Origin of the sequence: Paraburkholderia strydomiana (assembly GCF_046030495.1) — a bacterium.
Taxonomy (GTDB): Bacteria; Pseudomonadota; Gammaproteobacteria; order Burkholderiales; family Burkholderiaceae; genus Paraburkholderia; species Paraburkholderia strydomiana_A.
On sequence record NZ_JAQQCJ010000009.1, the window covers coordinates 148,542 to 167,813 of the forward strand.

Here is a 19,272-nt window from a genome sequence, read left to right on the forward strand (position 1 = left end):
CGCGATAATCGTTCTGCGTCGCCCGCTCGCGTCACGCGTTTGCCTCACGCGTTTGCCTCACCCGATTGCTTGTGCCTCGCTTGTATCTCTCGTTTGTGAACACCGCGTCGCCGGACACGGCTCGCGCGAAACGTCAAGGAGCATGCATGGAAGAAGCTCGACACTTTATCGGCGGCGAGTGGTCCGCCGCATCCGGCGGCGACACGATCGCCGTGCTCGATCCCTCGGACGGCCAGCCGTTCACGCGCTTGGCGCGCGGCACCGCAGCCGATATCGACACCGCCGTCCACGCCGCGCGCCGCGCGTTCGAAGGCGCGTGGGGCGCGGCGAGCGCGGCCGAACGCGGGCGCGTGCTGTACCGGCTGTCGATGCTGGTGGCCGCTCGTCAGGAAGAACTGGCGCAGATCGAAGCCCGTGACACCGGCAAGCCGCTCAAGCAGGCGCGCGCCGATTCCGCCGCCCTCGCCCGCTATTTCGAGTTCTACGCGGGCGCCGCCGACAAGCTGCACGGCGAAACGCTGCCTTATCAGAACGGCTACACGGTACTGACGATCCGCGAGCCGCACGGCGTGACCGGCCACATCGTGCCGTGGAATTATCCGATGCAGATTTTCGGGCGCAGCGTGGGCGCGGCGCTCGCCACCGGCAATGCGTGCGTCGTCAAACCCGCCGAAGATGCGTGCCTCTCCGTGCTGCGCGTCGCCGAACTAGCCGCCGAGGCGGGCTTGCCCGCCGGTGCGCTGAACATCGTCACCGGCTATGGCCATGAAGCGGGCGCGGCGCTCGCGAGCCATCCAGGCATTGATCACATTTCGTTCACCGGGTCGCCGGAAACCGGCAAGCTGGTCACGCAAATGGCCGCTGAAAACCACGTGCCGGTCACGCTGGAACTGGGCGGCAAGTCCCCGCAAATCGTCTTCGCCGACGCCGATCTCGACGCGGCGCTGCCCGTGCTGGTCTCGGCGATCGTGCAGAACGCCGGGCAAACCTGTTCGGCGGGCAGCCGCGTGCTGATCGACCGGGCGATTTACGAGCCTTTGCTCGACCGGCTCGGCAACGCGTTCAACTCGCTGCGCGTCGGCCCTTCGCAGGCCGATCTCGACTGCGGTCCGCTGATCAGCGCGAAACAGCAGCAGCGCGTGTGGGACTTCCTCTCCGATGCGCAGCACGACGGCATCGCGATGGCCGCGCATGGCGAAGTGATTCCTGAGGCGCCGGAAAGCGGCTTCTATCAGGCGCCGACGCTGCTGCGCGACGTGCCCGCAAGCCACCGACTCGCGCGCGACGAAGTGTTCGGCCCGGTGCTCGCCGCAATGTCCTTCGCCGACGAAGACGAAGCGCTCGCGCTCGCCAACGGCACGCAATACGGGCTGGTCGCCGGTATCTGGACACGCGACGGCGCACGCCAGATGCGTCTCGCGCGACGCGTGCGCTCCGGCCAGGTGTTCATCAACAACTATGGCGCGGGCGGCGGCGTCGAATTGCCGTTCGGCGGCGTCAGGCATTCGGGCCACGGACGCGAGAAAGGCTTCGAAGCGCTGTACGGCTTCACCGTGCTGAAGACCATCGCGATCCGGCACGGCTGACGCGAGCATCCCGCTTCGATTCACGCAGGCAAGAATCACCCTCTACAACAAGCAACGGAGACATCATGCGGTTGACAGGTAAAACGGCCATCGTCACGGGTGGCGGCTCGGGTTTCGGTGAAGGCATCGCGAAGACCTACGCGCGCGAAGGCGCGAACGTGGTGGTCAACGATCTGAACGGCGCGGCCGCCGAGCGTGTCGCGAGCGAAATCGCGCTGGCCGGCGGCAAGGCGATCGCGGTGGCGGGCAACGTCGCGCAGCAGGACGACTGGAGCAAGCTGCGCGAGGCCGCGCTCGAAGACTTCGGCAGCGTGCAGATCGTCGTCAACAACGCGGGGACCACGCATCGCAACAAGCCGGTGCTCGAAGTGACCGAAGCCGAGTTCGACCGCGTCTACGCGGTGAACGTCAAAAGTATCTACTGGAGCGTGCAGGAGTTCGTGCCGTATTTCCGCGAGCAAGGCGGCGGCTGCTTCATCAACATCGCGTCGACGGCGGGCGTGCGGCCGCGTCCGGGGCTCGTCTGGTACAACAGCAGCAAGGGAGCGGTGATCATCGCGAGCAAGTCGCTTGCGGTCGAACTCGGCCCGGACCGGATTCGCGTAAATTGCGTGAATCCGGTGATGGGTGAAACGGCGCTGCTCTCCGAGTTCATGGGCGTCGAAGATACGCCGCAAAATCGACAGCGTTTTCTGGCGGGCATTCCGCTTGGGCGCTTCTCGACGCCGCAGGATATCGCCAATGCCGCGCTGTATCTGGCGTCGGATGAGGCGGAGTTCATCACGGGCGTGTGCCTCGAAGTGGACGGCGGGCGCTGCGTATAACGGCGCGGCTCGCTCGCCGTAACGGGCGCAACGACCACACCGGGTAACCGCGCCCACCCGCGCAGCCCGCCCACGCGCGGCTGTGCGGGCGTCAGTGTTTTCCCCCGGTATTGATTCGTCATGCAAAGCACCGGGCGCGGCTAGAATCGGTTCCAGTTGTCCGCACTTCAATTCCACAAGAAAAGAGGAGACATCATGGCTAGTCCCGCAAATCCGCTTCAGCACCCCGGCGCAGGGGCGCCGTCCACCTTCGAAGAGGCCACCTACCGGAAGGTCACCTGGCGGCTCGCGCCGCTTCTGATGCTGTGCTACGTGGTCGCGTATCTGGACCGCGTGAACGTCGGCTTCGCCAAGTTGCAGATGACGAGCGACCTCGGCCTGAGCGATGCGGTGTACGGCTTCGGCGCGGGGATTTTCTTCCTCGGCTATTTCATCTTCGAAATTCCGAGCAACGTGATCCTGCACAAGGTGGGCGCGCGCGTGTGGATTGCGCGGATCATGGTGTCGTGGGGCATCATTTCGATGCTGACGATGTTCGTCACCACGCCGACCATGTTCTACGTGATGCGCTTTCTGCTCGGGCTCGCCGAGGCGGGGTTCTTTCCTGGGATCATCCTGTACCTCACCTACTGGTATCCGTCGCATCGGCGCGGGCGCATGACCACCTGGTTCATGACGGCGATCGCGCTGTCGGGGGTGATCGGCGGGCCGGTGTCGGGTTATATCCTGAAGACCTTTAACGGCATGAACGGCTGGCATGGCTGGCAGTGGCTGTTTCTGCTCGAAGGGATTCCGTCGGTGATCGTCGGGGTCATGGTGTTTGTGATGCTGGACGATCGCATCTCGAAGGCCAAGTGGCTGACGAAGGAAGAGCAGCAGTTGCTCGAGCGGCAAGTGTCGGCGGAAGAAGCGACCAAGCATGACATGCCGATTCGTCAGGTGCTCACGAATGGGCGTGTGTTGATGTTCAGCCTCACGTACTTTTCGTTCGTGATGGGCTTGTATGGGGTGAGCTTCTGGTTGCCGACGATTATTAAGGCGACCGGCGTGACTGATGCGTTCATGATCGGGCTGTTGTCGGCGATTCCGTTTGCGGCGGCGGTGGTGGCGATGGTGTTGGTGGCAAGGAGCGCGGATCGGCAGAGGGAGCGGCGGTGGCATATTGCATTGCCGGCGTTTGCGGGGGCGGTGGGGTTGGTGCTTTCTGTTGTTTGGGCGCATAACACCGTGCTGGCGATGGCGTCGCTTACTCTGGCTACGATGGGCATTCTCACTACCCTGCCGCTGTTCTGGAGTTTGCCTACGGCGATTCTCGCGGGGACCGGAGCGGCGGCTGGGATTGCGATGATTAATTCGATCGGCAACCTCGCCGGGTTTCTTAGTCCTTATGCGGTGGGGTGGTTGAAGCAGGCTACTCAGGCTAATGATTCGGGGATGTATATGTTGGCGGCGTTTATGGTTCTTGGGGGGTTGCTTGCGATTAGTGTGCCGGCTCGGATGGTTAATAAGTGAGGGGGTGGAACGATCTCGTGGGTTCTTTTCGCGCGGTTCCGCAGGGATTTCCGTCGCAAGTGCTGCGTTGAATATGGCCGCTTAGAAGGGCGGCATTGCTATTCCAAAGCGAAACGCTCGTTGAACTACTTGCCTATAAATTGACCTCGTTTTAACGAGGTCAATTTCAGTCGCTGGATTGTACATGCCCGATCCACTACAACGATCAGCGCTCCGACAACCCTAATTATCCGCCATTCGAAAGATACGCCTCGACGAAATTCAAGTCGTGTCGTATCGGCAAAAGCGCCATGCGGCCTTGAGCTGCCGCACAAACCCCTCGTATGTAGCCCTTGCCATATCGATTTCTTTTCAGCAAGCCGTCAATATAACGAGGATTTTCGTTACGAGATGCGAGAGCGTCGGCGTATGTAATTATCGCTTTCGTCAAATCCTCGTCGTTAGAAAAATTTGTTATTTGGCAAAGCTTGCCTAGCAAATTTGCTTTCGTCAGATTCGCATTAATCGACGCCTTTCGATCGCGCTCTATTATGCCTTTCTCACAAAACTCAACTGCAGCACGCAATTCAATTTCATCATTCGAAATATAATAGACACTTTTGGCTCGCTGCAACCAATAGTCGGGCTCCTGCGAAATCACAGAGGCAAGCTTCTCATAAACCAATTTAATTACTTTGTTTCGCCAGTCTGCCTTATGTGCAACATTTTGCTCATAAATTGAATTTAAGTTATCGAACAAAATCAGCTGAAAGGCCTCGCTGTCGACCTTTCTCGCGCTCGAAAATAAAGCAACAATAGTCGACGCAGACTCTTCAATACCTACAGATTCTGAAATATTACGAATTGCATATTGCACCCACGCATATGAATTGCAAATTAATACCCAATGTGAATTCTCCTCACGCCGAGACACTGCATCCGTCTCCTCGAATTCCAAAAAAGGCGCCCATTGTTTCGCAAATTCTTCAAGATGAGAATCTGCAATATAATCCAAACCGTAATCTTTCGCGATGGCGCGGTAAGTTTTCGAGAAGATTCTTTGCCGGATTGCCAAGTAAAATAAAATGGCAAATTCAAGTCGGCTTTTTTTGTTTTCCTTCCATGCTGCGCAACTCTCATTCACTCTGCTACGCAGGCTAGACTCACCCTTCAAGATTGTCTCAAGGACTGGTGAGGCTGAAATCGCGAAAATATTGTCGAGAATTCGATCCTTCATTTTCCAACGCTGGAATCCCAGCGGGCTGGTCAATTTATCAATATCATTCGCCTCATTTCTATAGAATTGTGCGGACAACTGTACCGCCTCATCTACAAAATCGAGTCCAAATGCGTTGAGATCGCTTTTCGCGACCGCAACCAAAATCGTTGTATTGTTTTCTCTTAGACGATCAGCGTTTCGAAGTAGTAGCCGGAGATGTTCGTAACGGACCGCATCGGTATCGATTCCGACAATCGCATCACGTAAGCGCAAAATCGAATTCATCAGCTGGTCGTCGACGGAAACCGACGACGATAGAAAAAATCGCCTTCTCGTCGCATTTTCATGCAAAGCGCGATACAGCAATGTCGTTTTACCGGAAAACCGTCGTCCCCAGACAACCACAAGAGGGCTATTTTCCAACTTCTCTTTAATAGATTTCTCTGCGAATCTTCGTATCGAAACGCCGTATGGATCATCCGAATGCTTCCACCCCTGCTGGACCAGATAACGCATCAATGTCTGATTAGAACGGGAAATGGCCTTCCCTTCGAATATGAATTTGTCTGAAACCGAATGTCCGTTTTTTGCTGAGCTTATGACATTGGCCGCGAAGCTATAAAACATACTATAGTCACAAACTATAACGTCAGTTATTCCGTAATCCTGAAGCTTCGTCTTTTCTTTAAAGGTAGAGGGCGGCTTTGACGTGATGTAAAGGCGAGCGTTTTTCCCTTGCACACCCGCCTGACCTCCATCGAGCAGAGAAAATGCGATATCAATCTCATCCGTGAGACTGCATCCAATAAATAGAATGTGTTTCTCGGAAAAATCCGTTGCCAGATCATTTAGAAGATGATGATTTAATTTTAAACTTTTTATGTAATCTGCTTTTCCAAAAATTACCTTTAGATCTTCGCGATTACGGGCTGTTAACGCGTCGTCGGCGTCGCCGTGCAACTTATACACAAACCGCCGTGTTTCGTGGCGTGAAAATGCAACATTTGGCAAGACTTTAACGCCGTCAATGGCTCGCTCAAGTCCGTCATCGATATTCAGCGTGTAAAGGTAAGGCCACGGAATACTGAGAAACTCTTTTTTCGCAGGATCGAGAATGTCAGTCTTCGTGAAATACTTGTTCAGCGTTTCTTTTATTACTTCGAGCGGGATAATTTCCTTTCTGAAGTAGGCGTCGGATAATTCCTGAAAAGAATATTCTCCAATCTCTTCTTGATCAGGTTTGTCTTGCGTCTCAGCGGCGAGGATCTGCTTGCGCATCGTTTCCATCCATTGCGCCCCGAACGGCACCGTCGCGCCTCGGGTTTTCTCACCGGCAGTAAACCCAGTTCCGATGAATGGTACGCATTGCTCCGTGCGCAGAATTCCGCGGAGGAAGTCTTGCGTTACCGTATCGTCGAAGCTTCTAACTGAAAACCCCCAAGTCGTGGCCATTTTTTCTAACCTTCGGTGTTGTTTACGCGATCTTAATCGATTCAAAGTTGGCTTGGTCGAAGTGTGCGAAAGAACCTCGGGCGCACCCTCCGCTAGGGAAACTGGCGGCACTCCGTGCGCCAGTTTGGGCTTAACTCGAAGGGTTGCTCAGGGCCCGCGTTAGTTCTCTGCACCTTTGGAGAGGGCCCGCTCGCGAGACGCTATAGGATCGAACATTGAACATCACAACAGTAAAGCGCCCCGACTGGCGTGTTAGCTCGGCAAGGCGCCCCTCACGCCCTGCTCGCCCTTAGCCGATAGGCCTAATCCTTGCGCTTTAGCCAACAAGTCTAAATGCGAGATAGCCCCTCCCTTATAATTACCAAGTCGTCGGGAAACACCCAGCGACCAGGTTTGACAGCCTGACGTTCCAACCGCACACCCGCCCAGGCGGGTCGTGCGTCTATCGCTGCACGTCTATATTTCTATGGGCGGGCTGTGGTGAGGGAGCCGCAAGGCTCGCCGGAATGTTGGAACGCCGGTCTGTCAACCTCATCACGTGCCCGCTCACCCCTCCCCAAAAGGCAAGTGTCCGGGCGACCCCAAGAACCAACAGGGAGATCCCACCATGCCCAGGTCCGTCAAAAATCAACCGGCTTCGCGTCCACCAGTCGACGCACTCCAGTACGAAAAGCTTGCCCTTTCCGCGTTCGATTTATGCGACCGGCAGGTGGGTCAACTGGACACCTTGATCACACTCGCGTCCTCGATAGTTAGAAATCCTGCGATTACGCGCGACGAAAGAAAGCGCCGCCAAACGCTGCTCGAATTGCTACTGGACACAACCGAGCAGTATCAGCAGGAACTCGAATGCGACCGCGAGTTGTTCCAGGTGATTGCACTCGACGCGAAGGGCATCCCGCGCAGCCGCCTCACCGCGCAGCATGCGACGGACTTGCTGGCTGAAGCATCGCAGAGAGCAAAAGCGCCCATCGAAGAAGCCAACGCGTCGCCCCGCAAAAAGCCATCCGCGAAAAGCGCGCTCACGTTGACCTCGACCGCCGCGCAGCAACCGTCCCCTGCCCCGCACTAAGCGATCAATTCAGGCACCCCACAACAGCCAACCGCCAGCATAAAAACAAATGGCCGCAGCAAAAGCTGCGGCCATCGACTAGCGCTCCGAGAGGCTTAAACCAGTGCGCCAGAAATCACAACCGCACGCACCACCACCACCACCGCCACCCAGCCCTCACACAATATTCATCGCCAACGCACTCTCCCGATAATGCTGACTAGCCTTATCGCTATCCCCAAGCTGCTCATGCAACCTGGCCAACGCACGATGCGAGCGAATCCTCAGCGTCTCGTTATCCGCCAGCTTCAACGCCCGCTCAAGGAACGACTGCGCCTTCCCCCACAACTGCTGATGCAGGCACAACCGCCCCAACGCAAACATCAAATCCGCATCTTCCGGCCGATCTTTCTGCCACCCCTCAGCCTTCTGAATCAGCGGCAACGCATCCCCCGCCGTCGTATCCGGATAACGCCGCAACAACCGCGCATCCCAATTCTGCGCCAGCGCTTCCTCGACGATCTTGCGCGCTTCCTGCGGCCGATTCAGCGCCACCAGCAATTCAGCCGCGAGATCGGCAAGACGCGGCGAATGACGCTCGGTCGCCGACAGCGAATTCCACAACTCCAGCAACGCATCCGCGTTATGACGCCGGTCGCGCAACAGGTTCTCCGCCGCCAGTTGACGCAGACGCACCGCCACCGCCGGATGAATCGCCTCGCGCTTTTCCAGCGTCTTGACGAGCTTGAGCACTTCGCCCCAGTTCTTCAATTGCTGCTGCGCGCGCAACATGATCTGCTGCGCGTGAATGCGCCGCCCGCCCTGCGACTGCATTTCGGTCAGCGCGGTCAACGCGCCGTCCGCGTCGCGGCCGTCGGCGCGCATGTCGGCGGTGGCCATCAGGCGCGCGTCCTGCCAGTCGGCTTCGTCGATCTTCGCGAGCCATTCGTCGCGCCGCGCATATTCATGCATCCGATGCGCGGCGGTGGCCGCGATCAAACCGGCCGCGCCCTTGTTGTCGCCGTTCGCGAGCGCATCCTTCGCGGCTTTTTCGGCGCGCGAAAAACGTCCCGCGTACAGGTTGCCGATCGCGTCACGCAGCGCGGCGTGCGCCTTCGCGACACGCGAGCGTGCACGGTACGCGGCCACACGCTGCGGCATGCGCCAGACATTGCGGATGATGCGCAACAGCGCATACAGCAGGATGAACAGCACCACCAGCCCGACCACGAACAGATTCAACGAAATGTCCACGCGGTACGGCGGATAGATCAGCAGCACCTGCCCGGTGTCGAAGCGCCCCGCCACCGCCAGCACCACCGCGATGGCGAACAGAAACGCCAGCCATAGAAGTCCCCGGATCGCCATGATTAACCTCGGCTCCGGTATTGATTGACGGCTTGCAGGCTCGTGTCCAGATTCGGCAATTCGACCGCGGCCGAACCCGCATCCACCTGCTTGACCAGATCGAGCACGGTCTGCGTTTGCTTCGACGAACTGTCGAAGTAGCGCGTCAGCGCGTTTTGCGCCGCCAGCAGGTCGGACTTCAGCGTGGTCTGGTTGCGCGAGAGCAGCGCGAGTCGCGCGGACAGCAAGCGCAGCTTGAGATTCTCACGCACGAAGTAGCCTTGGTCGGGCGTGGTCAGCATCGCGTCGGCGTTATCGATACGGCGCACCTGCACGAGGCTCGTCAACTGGTCGCCGATGCCGGTGGTCACTTCCTTCAACCACACTTCCCAGCGCGGCTTGCCGGTGGCCGCGGCCACCTTCTCGGTGTCGGCCCACGTGGCCGCACGCGGTGTGGCGTGCGGGATCGGCGCTTCGCCGGAGAGCGGCAGGTCGTCGATGTGGTCGATCGCGTTGTCGAGCTTGATCGCGAGACCGGTGAGGTCGGTGGAAGGCGCGGCCTTCAGCTTGTCGATGTCCAGCGCGATGGCTTTGCGCACGGCGGCCACCTGCGTGCTGTCCGACGCGGCGAGGCGCGTGTCCGCGCTTTGCAGCGCGAACAGCGCGAGCTGCGTGTTGCCGGTGAGCCGCAATTGCTGGCTCGCGGCCGACAGCATCTGCGCGACTTCGGCGAGCGTCCAGTCGTCGCGATTGCGCGCGAGGTCCGTGTATTGCTGTTCCAGCGCCTGCTGCGCGGCTTGCGTATCGGCCAGCTTGCCGGTCACCTGCGCGACCTGCGCATCCGCCTGATGCACGGTGGCGAGCGCCTGCTCGACCTTGATGCGCAGTTCGTTCGCCTGGGTGTCGTTGGCTTGCTGGCGTTGCGCGAGTTGCTGCTCGGTGCGCTCCAGCTTGCGGTTCAGCGCAAAGCCCGCCACGCCCACCGCGCAAGCGATGATCACCACCACGAACCACAACAGCGGCATGCTCGCGTTGCGGCGCTTTTGCGCTTCGTAGGGCGTGAAGGGTTGGTTCGGCGGCAACGGGGTGCTCGCGGCCGGCTGGGGAGAAGCGTTCTTGGATTCGTTCGTTTCAGTCATGCGTGATTTAGCCGGTGATTGAGCCGGGTTGGACGGTACCGGTTGAACTACGGGCGGAACGGCGGCAAGCAGCGCGCGGACAATGCGCTCGTCGCCCGCACCGGACACCGTAATCCTATCAAAACCCAATGCCCGCGCGGTTTTCGAGATACGGGGATGCGGCGTGACGAGCGGCGCGCGTTTGAGTTGCACGATTTCGTCAGCGGTCAGGTGCTCCTGCGCGAGTTCGTGCAGGTTGCGCACGCCTTCGGAACTGGTCAGCAGCCACGCATGCGGCGCGCCCGCGAGCAACGCGTGCACGCGCGCCCAGCCGCCGATCGATGGTTCCGGCACGATGCGGCGGTAGGCAGCGACCGCTTCGACTTCGGCGCCCGCTTCGCGCAGGCGGTCGGCGAGCCATTCGCGGCCGCCGTCGCCGCGTACGATCAGCACGCGCTTGCCTTCAAGACTCGTCGCGCCTAGCGATGTCTCGATCGCGGCATAGAGGCCTTCGGAGTCGAAGCTCGTCGATTCGTCGTCGTTGACGGAGGCGGGGCTGATCACTTGATGCGCCGGGGCCGCGACGCCGTGGCGTGCCAGTGCCTGCACGCTGCCCGGACCGACCACGCCGACCGGCAACGCATGCGGCCAGATGCCGTCGCGGCGCGCGAACGCGTGATCGACGGCGTTCGGCGAGACGAACACGACCAGCGCATAGCGTTCGAGCGAAGCGAGCGCCGCGCGCAACGGGGCGTCGTCGGTGACGGGCGCGATGTCGATCAGCGGGAAGTCGAGCGAGGCGACACCGGCGGCGGCGAGTTCCTTGATCAGTTCACTCGACTGACCGGCCGGTCGCGTAATCACGACCGTGAACGCCGCCTTGTCGGCGGAGGAAGTAGCGTTGCCTGGGATGTCGGCTGCCATCACGCGCCGGTCGCCGCGCTGTCGTCGCATGATGCGGCGGCGGGACCGCTGGCGGTGCTGAGCGCGCGCACAATGTCCATCGCGCCTTGCTGTTCGAGCGCGCTCGCCACTTCCTGCCCAAGCGCAAGCGCACGTTCGACGGTAGGCGCGGGCGCCGAGGCCTGCGCACTCAACACGCGCTGACCATCCGGCGTAGCGACGATACCGCGCAGATGCAGCGCGCCGTCATGCCAGCTTGCATACGCGGCGAGCGGCACTTCACAACTGCCGCCGAGCGCGCGCGACACCATGCGCTCCGCTTCGACAGCCGCCGCCGTGTGTTCGTGATGCAACGGCGCGAGCCACGCGGCCATGTCCGCGCGATCGGCGCGAATCTCGATGCCGAGCGCGCCCTGCCCCGCTGCGGGCAAGCTGTCCTCCGGATCGAGCAGCGCACGGATGCGCTCTCCCAGACCTAGGCGCTTCAAACCAGCGGCGGCAAGAATGATCGCCGCGTAATCGCCGCGATCGAGTTTCGACAGACGCGTGTCCAGGTTGCCGCGCAGAGGCCGCACTTCGAGATGCGGATAACGCATGCGCAGCATCGCCTCGCGGCGCAAGCTGGAGGTGCCGACCACGGCACCAGCGGGTAACGCGGCCAGCGAGTCGTATTCGTTGGACACCAGCGCATCGCGCGGATCTTCACGCTCCATGATGGTGGACAGCGCAAAGCCCTCGGGCAACTCCATCGGCACGTCTTTGAGCGAGTGCACGGCAAGATCGGCGCGGCCATCGGCCAATGCGGCTTCGAGTTCCTTGACGAACAAGCCCTTACCACCGACTTTCGACAAGGTGCGATCGAGAATTTGATCGCCACGTGTCGTCATTCCGAGGATTTTTACGTCACAAGATGGATATAATTTGTGCAGCGCACATCGCACATGCTCCGCTTGCCACATGGCCAGGCGGCTTTCTCTCGACGCAATCACAAGCGTGTGGGGTGGCGTGGAAAACGTCTCGGTGTTCATTAGCTTGCTGATCGAATGACGGGATGTAATAACAATCAATGTTAGCACGCGCCCTGGTGTCTTCCTTGCCTCTCAAGACACAGCGGAGCGCCGTGCCGGCGCGGTATCGATGGAGGAGACGGGCTTCGCGCGGCGCGCGCCTGCCCCATCCCGCTCATGTTCACGCACGGTCGTTCGCGCACCGTGTCCCGGCATGCGGGATGATGCAATGCGGCGCAACCTGCGTCGCCTGCATGCGTACATGTCTTCGCGCGTGGCGCGTAGCGTGGGGTGTACTCAGCAAGTGCGCCTCGCGTGGTTCGTGCAGTTCGTGCGAACGCGCGGCCCCCCTCTCCGGCGTAGTGCCATCGGTCCAGACCGTTTCGTGCAGTTCACGTTGCAGTTCCAAGTGCAGTTCCGCAGTAGCAGTTCATCACTTAACAGACCCTGGCTTCCCTGAGGAAACCCATCGTGACGTCTTCCGGATCGGCGCGCCCTGCCCGCCGCAACACTGCATCGCCCAACGCACGCGCGGCCGACGCCGCTGCGCCCACGAATTCCGCCGCCACCGCTGCCGAGATCGGCAACGCAGCCCAGGCCGCGTCGACAGCCGGCCAACGCGCCGGCAAAACGGCGTTGGCCGCCAAAGCCCCCAAGGCCGCGAAGACCTCCACGCCGGTCAAGGCGAACAAAGCGCTGAAGACCGTCAAGGCGAATAAAGCAGACAAAGCGGACAAGCCGGCCAAGGCCGCCTCGTCCGCGAAGGTCAAAGCAGTGGCGACTAGCGCCGTCGCGGAACCCGCTAGCGCCCCGGCATTGCAAGCCGTATCGGCCGACACACCGATCGCCACGCCGAAAAGCAATGGCCGCACGCGTGAGAACAAGGACCATCCGCTGTTTCAGGACATCCGTTACCTCGGTCGCCTGCTCGGCGACGTGCTGCGCGAGCAGGAAGGCGACGAGGTGTTCGACGTCGTCGAAACGATCCGTCAGACCGCCGTGCGTTTTCGCCGTGAGGACGACAGCGCCGCCGCGCAGACGCTCGAGAAAAAGCTGCGCTCGCTGAGCCCGGAGCAAACCGTCAGCGTGGTGCGCGCGTTCAGCTACTTCTCGCATCTCGCGAACATCGCCGAAGACCGCCACCGCAACCGCCGTCACCGGATTCACGCGCTGGCCGGCTCGACCTCGCAGCCGGGCACGATCGCTCATGCGCTCGAACGCCTCGTCGAAGCGGGCGCGGCCGCCACGCCCGTGCTGCAGCAGTTCTTCAACGACGCGCTGATCGTCCCCGTGCTGACCGCTCACCCGACCGAAGTCCAGCGCAAGAGCATTCTCGACGCGCAGCACGACGTCGCGCGGCTGCTCGCCGAACGCGACCTGCAGTTGACCAGCCGCGAACGCGCGCACAACGAAGCGATGCTGCGCGCGCGCGTCACGTCGCTCTGGCAAACGCGGATGCTGCGCGACTCGCGCCTGACTGTGGCCGATGAAATCGAAAACGCGCTGTCGTTCTACCGCTCGACCTTCCTCGAAGAAATCCCGGCGCTCTACGCCGACATCGAGGAATCGCTCAAGGAACACGGTCTCGAAGCGCGCCTGCCGCCGTTCTTCCAGATGGGCAGCTGGATCGGCGGCGACCGCGACGGCAATCCGAACGTCACCGCCGAGACCCTGGAAAACGCGATCACGCGCCAGGCCGCGGTGATCTTCGAGCACTACATGGAGCAGGTGCACAAGCTCGGCGCGGAGTTGTCGGTGTCGAACATGCTGGCCGGCGCGAGCGATGCGTTGAAGGAACTCGCGGCCACCTCGCCCGACCAGTCGCCGCATCGCACCGACGAGCCGTACCGGCGCGCGCTGATCGGCATGTACACGCGGCTCGCGGCGAGCGCGCGCGTGCGTCTGGGCGAAGGCAGCGTGCCCGTGCGCAGCGCGGGCCGCGGCGCGGCCCCCATCCGCGCGAAGCCGTACGACGACTCGTCCGAGTTCGTGCGCGACCTGCACGTGCTGATCGACTCGCTCGCCGAGCATCATGGCGCGCCGCTCGCCACACCGCGTCTGTCGCCGCTCGCACGCGCCGCCGAAGTGTTCGGCTTCCATCTCGCGAGCATCGACTTGCGGCAAAGCTCGGACATCCACGAAGCGGTGATCGCGGAACTGCTCAAGCGCGCGGGCGTCGAGGACGACTACGCGGCGCTCTCCGAAGAAGACAAGCTCAAGGTTCTGCTCGCCGAACTCGCGCAGCCGCGTCCGCTGCGTCTGCCGTACGCGGAGTACTCGGACCTCGTGAAGAGCGAACTCGGCGTGCTCGAAGAAGCACGCGTCACGCGTGAGAAGTTCGGTGCGCGCGCGGTGCGCAACTACATCATTTCCCACACGGAGACCGTCAGCGATCTGGTCGAAGTGATGCTGCTGCAGAAGGAAACCGGTCTGCTGCGCGGGCGTCTGGGCGACGTGAACGATCCGGCTCACGCTGGCCTGATGGTGATCCCGCTGTTCGAGACGATCCCCGACTTGCGCAACGCGCCGCACATCATGCGCGATCTGATCGCGCTGCCGGGCGTCGACGCGCTGATCGAACATCAGGGCAACGAGCAGGAAGTGATGCTCGGCTACTCGGACAGCAACAAGGACGGCGGCTTCCTCACGTCGAACTGGGAGCTGTATCGCGCCGAACTCGCGCTGGTGTCGCTGTTCAACGAGCGCGGTGTGACGCTGCGTCTGTTCCATGGACGCGGGGGCACCGTCGGCCGTGGCGGCGGCCCGACCTATCAGGCGATTCTGTCGCAGCCGCCGGGCACCGTCGACGGCCAGATCCGCTTGACTGAGCAAGGCGAAGTGATCGCGAGCAAGTTCGGCAATCCGGACATCGGCCGGCGCAATCTGGAAACGGTGGTGGCCGCGACACTCGAAGCGTCGCTGCTGCCGCACGGCAATGCGCCCGAGCAACTGCCCGTGTTCGAAGAGACGATGCAGCAGCTGTCCGACGCGGCAATGGCTTCGTATCGCGCGCTGGTCTACGAAACGCCCGGCTTCAAGGAGTATTTCTTCGAGTCGACGCCGATCGCGGAGATCGCCGAGCTGAACATCGGCAGCCGGCCCGCTTCACGCAAGTTGCAGGACCCGAAGCAACGCAAGATCGAAGATCTGCGCGCGATTCCCTGGGGCTTCTCGTGGGGGCAGTGCCGTTTGCTGCTGACCGGCTGGTACGGTTTCGGCAGCGCGGTGGCCGCGCATCTCGACAGCGCGCCGAGCGATGCCGAACGCGCGCGCCGCCTCGCGCTCCTGAAGAAAATGCACAAGACGTGGCCGTTCTTTTCGAACCTGCTGTCGAACATGGATATGGTGCTTGCCAAGACCGACCTCGCGGTTGCGTCGCGCTATGCGGCGCTCGTGTCGGACAAGAAGCTGCGCAAGCATGTGTTCGAGCGGATCGTCGCGGAATGGGAGCGCACGTCGAAGGTGTTGTCGGAGATCACCGGCAAGAGCGAGCGGCTCGCGGAAAATCCGCTGCTCGCGCGGTCGATCAAGAACCGTTTCCCGTATCTCGATCCGTTGAATCACTTGCAGGTGGAACTGCTCAAGCGGCATCGCGGGGGCGATACCAATGCACGCGTACGGCGCGGGATTCATTTGAGCATCAACGGGATTGCGGCGGGGTTGCGCAATACGGGTTGAGTCCGCGCAGTGCCATGTACGCGGCGTGCCTGGTTGGGCGCCGCGTAGGTTCAAGGTGGTTCGCTGCGGCGGGATGTCGGTTTGTCGGCATCCCGCCGTTTTCGTTTGCGGCGGCGCTTACTGCGCGGCGATCATCAAAGCGTCGAGCTTGAAAGAGTGATCCGCCTGCACGTCGAAATACTGCCGCACTTCATCGGGCGCACCGTCCCACAGCGAGTGGATCGCCACCACACGCGGTTGCGGCGTGCGCATGCGCGCGACCCACGAAGCGAACTCGATATCGATGCGCCAACGCTCGCGAATCGCCGCCTTGAAACCCGCCGCTTCGAACAACGCAACCCATTCGTCGGCGCGGTAATCGCGGATATGCGAGCCGTCGCGCAGCAACTCGATCGCCTGAATATGCGTGTCGAGCAACGGATGATCGATCCCGGCGATATCGACGAACAGCACCTTGCCGCCCGGCTTCAGCACGCGCCGCACTTGAGCGAGTGCGGCCGGCACGTCGTGCCAGTGATGCGCGCTCATGCGGCTGATCACCCAGTCGAACGAATGGTCGTCGAACGGCAGCGTTTCGGCCGCGCCCTGCTGCGTGCGGATGTTGGCAAGGCCGCGCTCCTTCGCCGCGCCGTCGACCGTCGCGAGCATTGGCGGCGCGATGTCGTAGGCGACCACGTCCTTCGCATGCGGCGCGACCGCGAAACTCGCGTGCCCCGCGCCGCAGCCCATGTCGAGGACCGTCGCGCCCGGCATCGCGGCAATCGACTCGGCCAGCATCCGCAGATGGGCGCCGGTTGCATGGGTTTGACTCGTCAAATACGCGGCGGCGGTCGAGCCAAAGGCGTCGGCGACCTGATCGTGATGCTTCATGGGGAGGCTCCGGTTATTGATGGACACAGCAAATTGGAAACAGCGCCACACGCGCGCTGGCAGGCGGTTTGCCGTTCCAGCCGCTACAATAGGGCCCGCCGTGTACCAGTACAAGTTGTGCAAGTATTCTGGTATATCTATTACTACCCCAAACCCACACCCTACTCGCCACCCGACCAGCATGACCACGCCGTCTTCCGCCGACCACCCGCCGCCACTCGACGCCACCCCGGCCCGCGCGCTCGGCGACTTCATCCGCGCGCATCGCGAACGGCTCTCGCCGCAAGCGGTCGGCCTGCCGCCCGGGCCGCGTCGCCGCACGCCCGGCTTGCGGCGCGAGGAAGTCGCGCAGCTGTGCGGCGTGAGTCCGACCTGGTACACGTGGATCGAGCAAGGCCGCCCGGTGTCGGCATCCGCCGATGCGCTCGCGCGCATCGCCGTTGCGCTGCAACTGTCGCGCGCCGAGCGGGCTTATCTGTTCGAACTGGCCGCGCAGCGCGACCCGGCCGAGCCCGACCCAGCCGCCGCCGACGCGCCCGCTACCCTGCTGGAAACGGTGCAACTCGTGAACGCGCCGGCCTACGTGCTCGACCGGCAATGGACCGCGCTCGCGTGGAACGAGCGTGCCGCCGATCTGTTCGTCGGCTGGCTGGACGGCGCGCACGACCGCAATCTGCTGCGCTACACCTTCACCGAGCCGGCCGCGCGCGCGTTGATCGTCGACTGGGAAACGCGGGCGCGGCGGCTCGCCGCCGAATTCCGCGCCGACTCGATCCGCCATCTGAGCGACGCGCCCACGCGCGCGCTGATCGACTCCCTGACCACCGCAAGCGACGCGTTCACGCGCTTCTGGGCGTCGCAGGATGTGGGCGGCCGCGAGGGCGGGCGGCGCGAGTTCAACCATCCGCGCGATGGGCGCATCGTCTACGATCAGATCACCTTCAAACCCGCGCACCGCGAGGATCTGAAGCTGGTGGTGCTGGTGCGTGAATAGCGGCGAGGCGTCTTGAACGCCCACCGCCAGTGTTAAAATCCCTGTCTTTCCTCGCTTCGGCGGCACCTTTGCACGGTACGTGACGTGCATGACGCGCCGTCAGCCTGTTCACCGCTCGCTCAACTGCCGCTTAACTGCCCAACACCATGACGTCCCAACTGCACAAAAAAGGCGAAGCCTGGTCGGCTCGCTTCTCGGAGCCGATGTCGGAGCTCGTCAAACGCTACACGTCGTCGGTTTTCTTCGACAAGCGTCTGGCGCTCGTCGATATCGAAGGGTCGCTCGCGCACGCCTCGATGCTGGCCGCGCAGAAGATCATCGCCGCCGACGACCTCGCCGCGATCCAGCGCGGCATGGCGCAGATCAAGGGTGAAATCGAACGCGGCGAGTTCGAGTGGCAACTCGATCTGGAAGACGTGCACCTGAACATCGAAGCGCGCCTGACCGCGCTGATCGGCGATGCGGGCAAGCGCCTGCACACCGGCCGCTCGCGTAACGACCAGGTCGCGACCGACATCCGCTTGTGGCTGCGCGGCGAGATCGACCGCATCGGCGGCTTGCTGACCGAGCTGCGCGCCGCGCTGCTCGAGATGGCGGAGAAGAACGCGTCGACCATCATGCCGGGCTTCACGCACCTGCAAGTCGCGCAGCCGGTCACGTTCGGCCATCACCTGCTCGCTTACGTCGAAATGTTTTCGCGCGACGCAGAACGCATGCTCGATTGCCGCAAGCGCGTGAACCGCCTGCCGCTCGGCGCGGCGGCGCTCGCCGGGACCAGCTATCCGATCGACCGTCACGCGGTGGCGAAGACGCTCGGCTTCGACGGCATCTGCGCGAACTCGCTGGATGCGGTCTCCGACCGTGACTTCGCGATCGAATTCACGGCGGCGTCGGCGCTCGTCATGACGCACGTGTCGCGCTTCTCGGAAGAACTCGTGCTGTGGATGAGCCCGCGCGTCGGCTTCATCGATCTGGCCGACCGTTTCTGCACCGGTTCGTCGATCATGCCGCAGAAGAAGAACCCGGACGTGCCCGAACTTGCACGCGGCAAGACGGGGCGAGTGAACGGTCATCTGATGGCGCTGCTCACGCTGATGAAAGGCCAGCCGCTCGCGTACAACAAGGACAATCAGGAAGACAAGGAACCGCTGTTCGACACCGTCGATACGGTGGCCGATACGCTGCGCATCTTCGCTGAAATGGTCGCCGGTATTTCGGTGAAGCCGCAGGCGATGCGCGATGCTGCATTGCAAGGCTTCTCGACGGCCACCGATCTGGCCGACTACCTGGTCAAGCGCGGCCTGCCGTTCCGCGACGCGCACGAAGCCGTTGCGCTGGCTGTGCGCATCTGCGCGGATCGCGGCTGCGATCTGGCGGACCTGACGCTCGAAGAAATGCGCGCCGAACTGCCGAACGTCGCGCATCTGATCGGCGAGGACGTGTTCTCGTATCTGACGCTCGAAGGCTCGGTCGCGAGTCGCAATCATCCGGGCGGCACCGCGCCGGAGCAGGTGCTCGCGGCGGTGAAGGCAGCACGTGAGGCGTTGAAGTAACGAAAGTGGCAGGCGGCGCGGCAGGTTAGCGAGCGCCGCTTACCGTTTGCATTGCGCATGCTTGAGAAAGGCGGACCCGTCAGCGGGTTCGCCTTTTTTATTTGCCGGGCCGGGTCGGCCCACAGCAGTCTGTGCAAACGCGCCGCCGCGCAAAAAATAAAGCCCGCACGAAGCGGGCT

General features: G+C 62.0%; 12 protein-coding genes. 7 read left to right on the forward strand and 5 right to left on the reverse strand.

What is annotated here, in order from left to right; genetic code table 11:
• The first annotated feature begins 146 nt into the window (after positions 1–146).
• From PQQ53_RS14395 to PQQ53_RS14405, 3 genes are all read left to right on the forward strand, one after another.
• The gene (locus PQQ53_RS14395; RefSeq protein WP_408141611.1) at positions 147–1,586 is read left to right on the forward strand and encodes an aldehyde dehydrogenase family protein; all 1,440 of its coding nucleotides are present in this window, start codon (positions 147–149) and stop codon (positions 1,584–1,586) included.
• Positions 1,587–1,651: 65 nt separating this feature from the next.
• Entirely contained in the window at positions 1,652–2,410 is a 759-nt protein-coding gene (locus PQQ53_RS14400; RefSeq protein WP_408141610.1) for an SDR family oxidoreductase, read from the forward strand.
• A gap of 195 nt (positions 2,411–2,605) precedes the next feature.
• On the forward strand, positions 2,606–3,922 hold the full coding sequence (locus tag PQQ53_RS14405; protein WP_408324560.1) for an MFS transporter: 1,317 nt from the start codon (positions 2,606–2,608) through the stop codon (positions 3,920–3,922).
• A gap of 226 nt (positions 3,923–4,148) precedes the next feature.
• Here PQQ53_RS14405 and PQQ53_RS14410 read toward each other — a convergent pair whose 3' ends face one another.
• Positions 4,149–6,572, reverse strand: coding sequence for an SIR2 family protein (locus tag PQQ53_RS14410; RefSeq protein WP_408324561.1), 2,424 nt, complete (start codon positions 6,570–6,572; stop codon positions 4,149–4,151).
• Between the two features lie 607 nt (positions 6,573–7,179).
• On the opposite strand from PQQ53_RS14410, the gene PQQ53_RS14415 reads away from it, so the two are divergent.
• Positions 7,180–7,644, forward strand: coding sequence for a hypothetical protein (locus PQQ53_RS14415; protein ID WP_408141606.1), 465 nt, complete (start codon positions 7,180–7,182; stop codon positions 7,642–7,644).
• A 156-nt stretch (positions 7,645–7,800) separates the two neighbouring features.
• Here PQQ53_RS14415 and PQQ53_RS14420 read toward each other — a convergent pair whose 3' ends face one another.
• From PQQ53_RS14420 to hemC, 3 genes are read right to left on the reverse strand one after another with little or no spacing between them, the layout of a single operon-like run.
• Positions 7,801–8,991, reverse strand: coding sequence for a heme biosynthesis protein HemY (locus PQQ53_RS14420; RefSeq protein ID WP_408141605.1), 1,191 nt, complete (start codon positions 8,989–8,991; stop codon positions 7,801–7,803).
• Between the two features lie 2 nt (positions 8,992–8,993).
• A complete protein-coding gene (gene hemDX / locus PQQ53_RS14425) occupies positions 8,994–11,012 on the reverse strand; it encodes a fused uroporphyrinogen-III synthase HemD/membrane protein HemX (protein WP_408324563.1) in 2,019 nt (672 codons plus the stop codon).
• The gene (gene hemC, locus PQQ53_RS14430) at positions 11,012–12,019 is read right to left on the reverse strand and encodes a hydroxymethylbilane synthase (RefSeq protein ID WP_408324564.1); all 1,008 of its coding nucleotides are present in this window, start codon (positions 12,017–12,019) and stop codon (positions 11,012–11,014) included. The genes hemDX and hemC overlap by 1 nt, the downstream gene beginning before the upstream one ends.
• Positions 12,020–12,469: 450 nt before the next feature.
• Between hemC and ppc the strand changes: the two genes are divergently transcribed.
• Positions 12,470–15,676, forward strand: a complete 3,207-nt coding sequence (ppc, locus tag PQQ53_RS14435) for a phosphoenolpyruvate carboxylase (protein ID WP_408324566.1) — start codon at positions 12,470–12,472, stop codon at positions 15,674–15,676.
• 117 nt (positions 15,677–15,793) lie between these two features.
• On the opposite strand, the gene PQQ53_RS14440 is transcribed toward ppc, so the two are convergent.
• Positions 15,794–16,546, reverse strand: a complete 753-nt coding sequence (locus tag PQQ53_RS14440; RefSeq protein WP_408324567.1) for a class I SAM-dependent methyltransferase — start codon at positions 16,544–16,546, stop codon at positions 15,794–15,796.
• Between the two features lie 181 nt (positions 16,547–16,727).
• Between PQQ53_RS14440 and PQQ53_RS14445 the strand changes: the two genes are divergently transcribed.
• On the forward strand, positions 16,728–17,540 hold the full coding sequence (locus tag PQQ53_RS14445; protein WP_408152870.1) for a helix-turn-helix transcriptional regulator: 813 nt from the start codon (positions 16,728–16,730) through the stop codon (positions 17,538–17,540).
• A 146-nt stretch (positions 17,541–17,686) separates the two neighbouring features.
• Positions 17,687–19,093: an argininosuccinate lyase gene (argH, locus tag PQQ53_RS14450; RefSeq protein WP_408324569.1), complete on the forward strand. Its 1,407-nt coding sequence runs from the start codon at positions 17,687–17,689 to the stop codon at positions 19,091–19,093.
• Positions 19,094–19,272 lie beyond the last annotated feature (179 nt).

Excerpts from the sequence above, each read along its gene's own strand:
- PQQ53_RS14395 (WP_408141611.1), top strand. The coding sequence starts at position 147 with ATGGAAGAAGCTCGACACTTTATCGGCGGCGAGTGGTCCGCCGCATCC.
- PQQ53_RS14400 (WP_408141610.1), top strand. The coding sequence starts at position 1,652 with ATGCGGTTGACAGGTAAAACGGCCATCGTCACGGGTGGCGGCTCGGGT.
- PQQ53_RS14405 (WP_408324560.1), top strand. The coding sequence starts at position 2,606 with ATGGCTAGTCCCGCAAATCCGCTTCAGCACCCCGGCGCAGGGGCGCCG.
- PQQ53_RS14410 (WP_408324561.1), bottom strand. The coding sequence starts at position 6,572 with ATGGCCACGACTTGGGGGTTTTCAGTTAGAAGCTTCGACGATACGGTA.
- PQQ53_RS14415 (WP_408141606.1), top strand. The coding sequence starts at position 7,180 with ATGCCCAGGTCCGTCAAAAATCAACCGGCTTCGCGTCCACCAGTCGAC.
- PQQ53_RS14420 (WP_408141605.1), bottom strand. The coding sequence starts at position 8,991 with ATGGCGATCCGGGGACTTCTATGGCTGGCGTTTCTGTTCGCCATCGCG.
- hemDX (WP_408324563.1), bottom strand. The coding sequence starts at position 11,012 with ATGGCAGCCGACATCCCAGGCAACGCTACTTCCTCCGCCGACAAGGCG.
- hemC (WP_408324564.1), bottom strand. The coding sequence starts at position 12,019 with ATGAACACCGAGACGTTTTCCACGCCACCCCACACGCTTGTGATTGCG.
- PQQ53_RS14440 (WP_408324567.1), bottom strand. The coding sequence starts at position 16,546 with ATGAAGCATCACGATCAGGTCGCCGACGCCTTTGGCTCGACCGCCGCC.
- PQQ53_RS14445 (WP_408152870.1), top strand. The coding sequence starts at position 16,728 with ATGACCACGCCGTCTTCCGCCGACCACCCGCCGCCACTCGACGCCACC.
- argH (WP_408324569.1), top strand. The coding sequence starts at position 17,687 with ATGACGTCCCAACTGCACAAAAAAGGCGAAGCCTGGTCGGCTCGCTTC.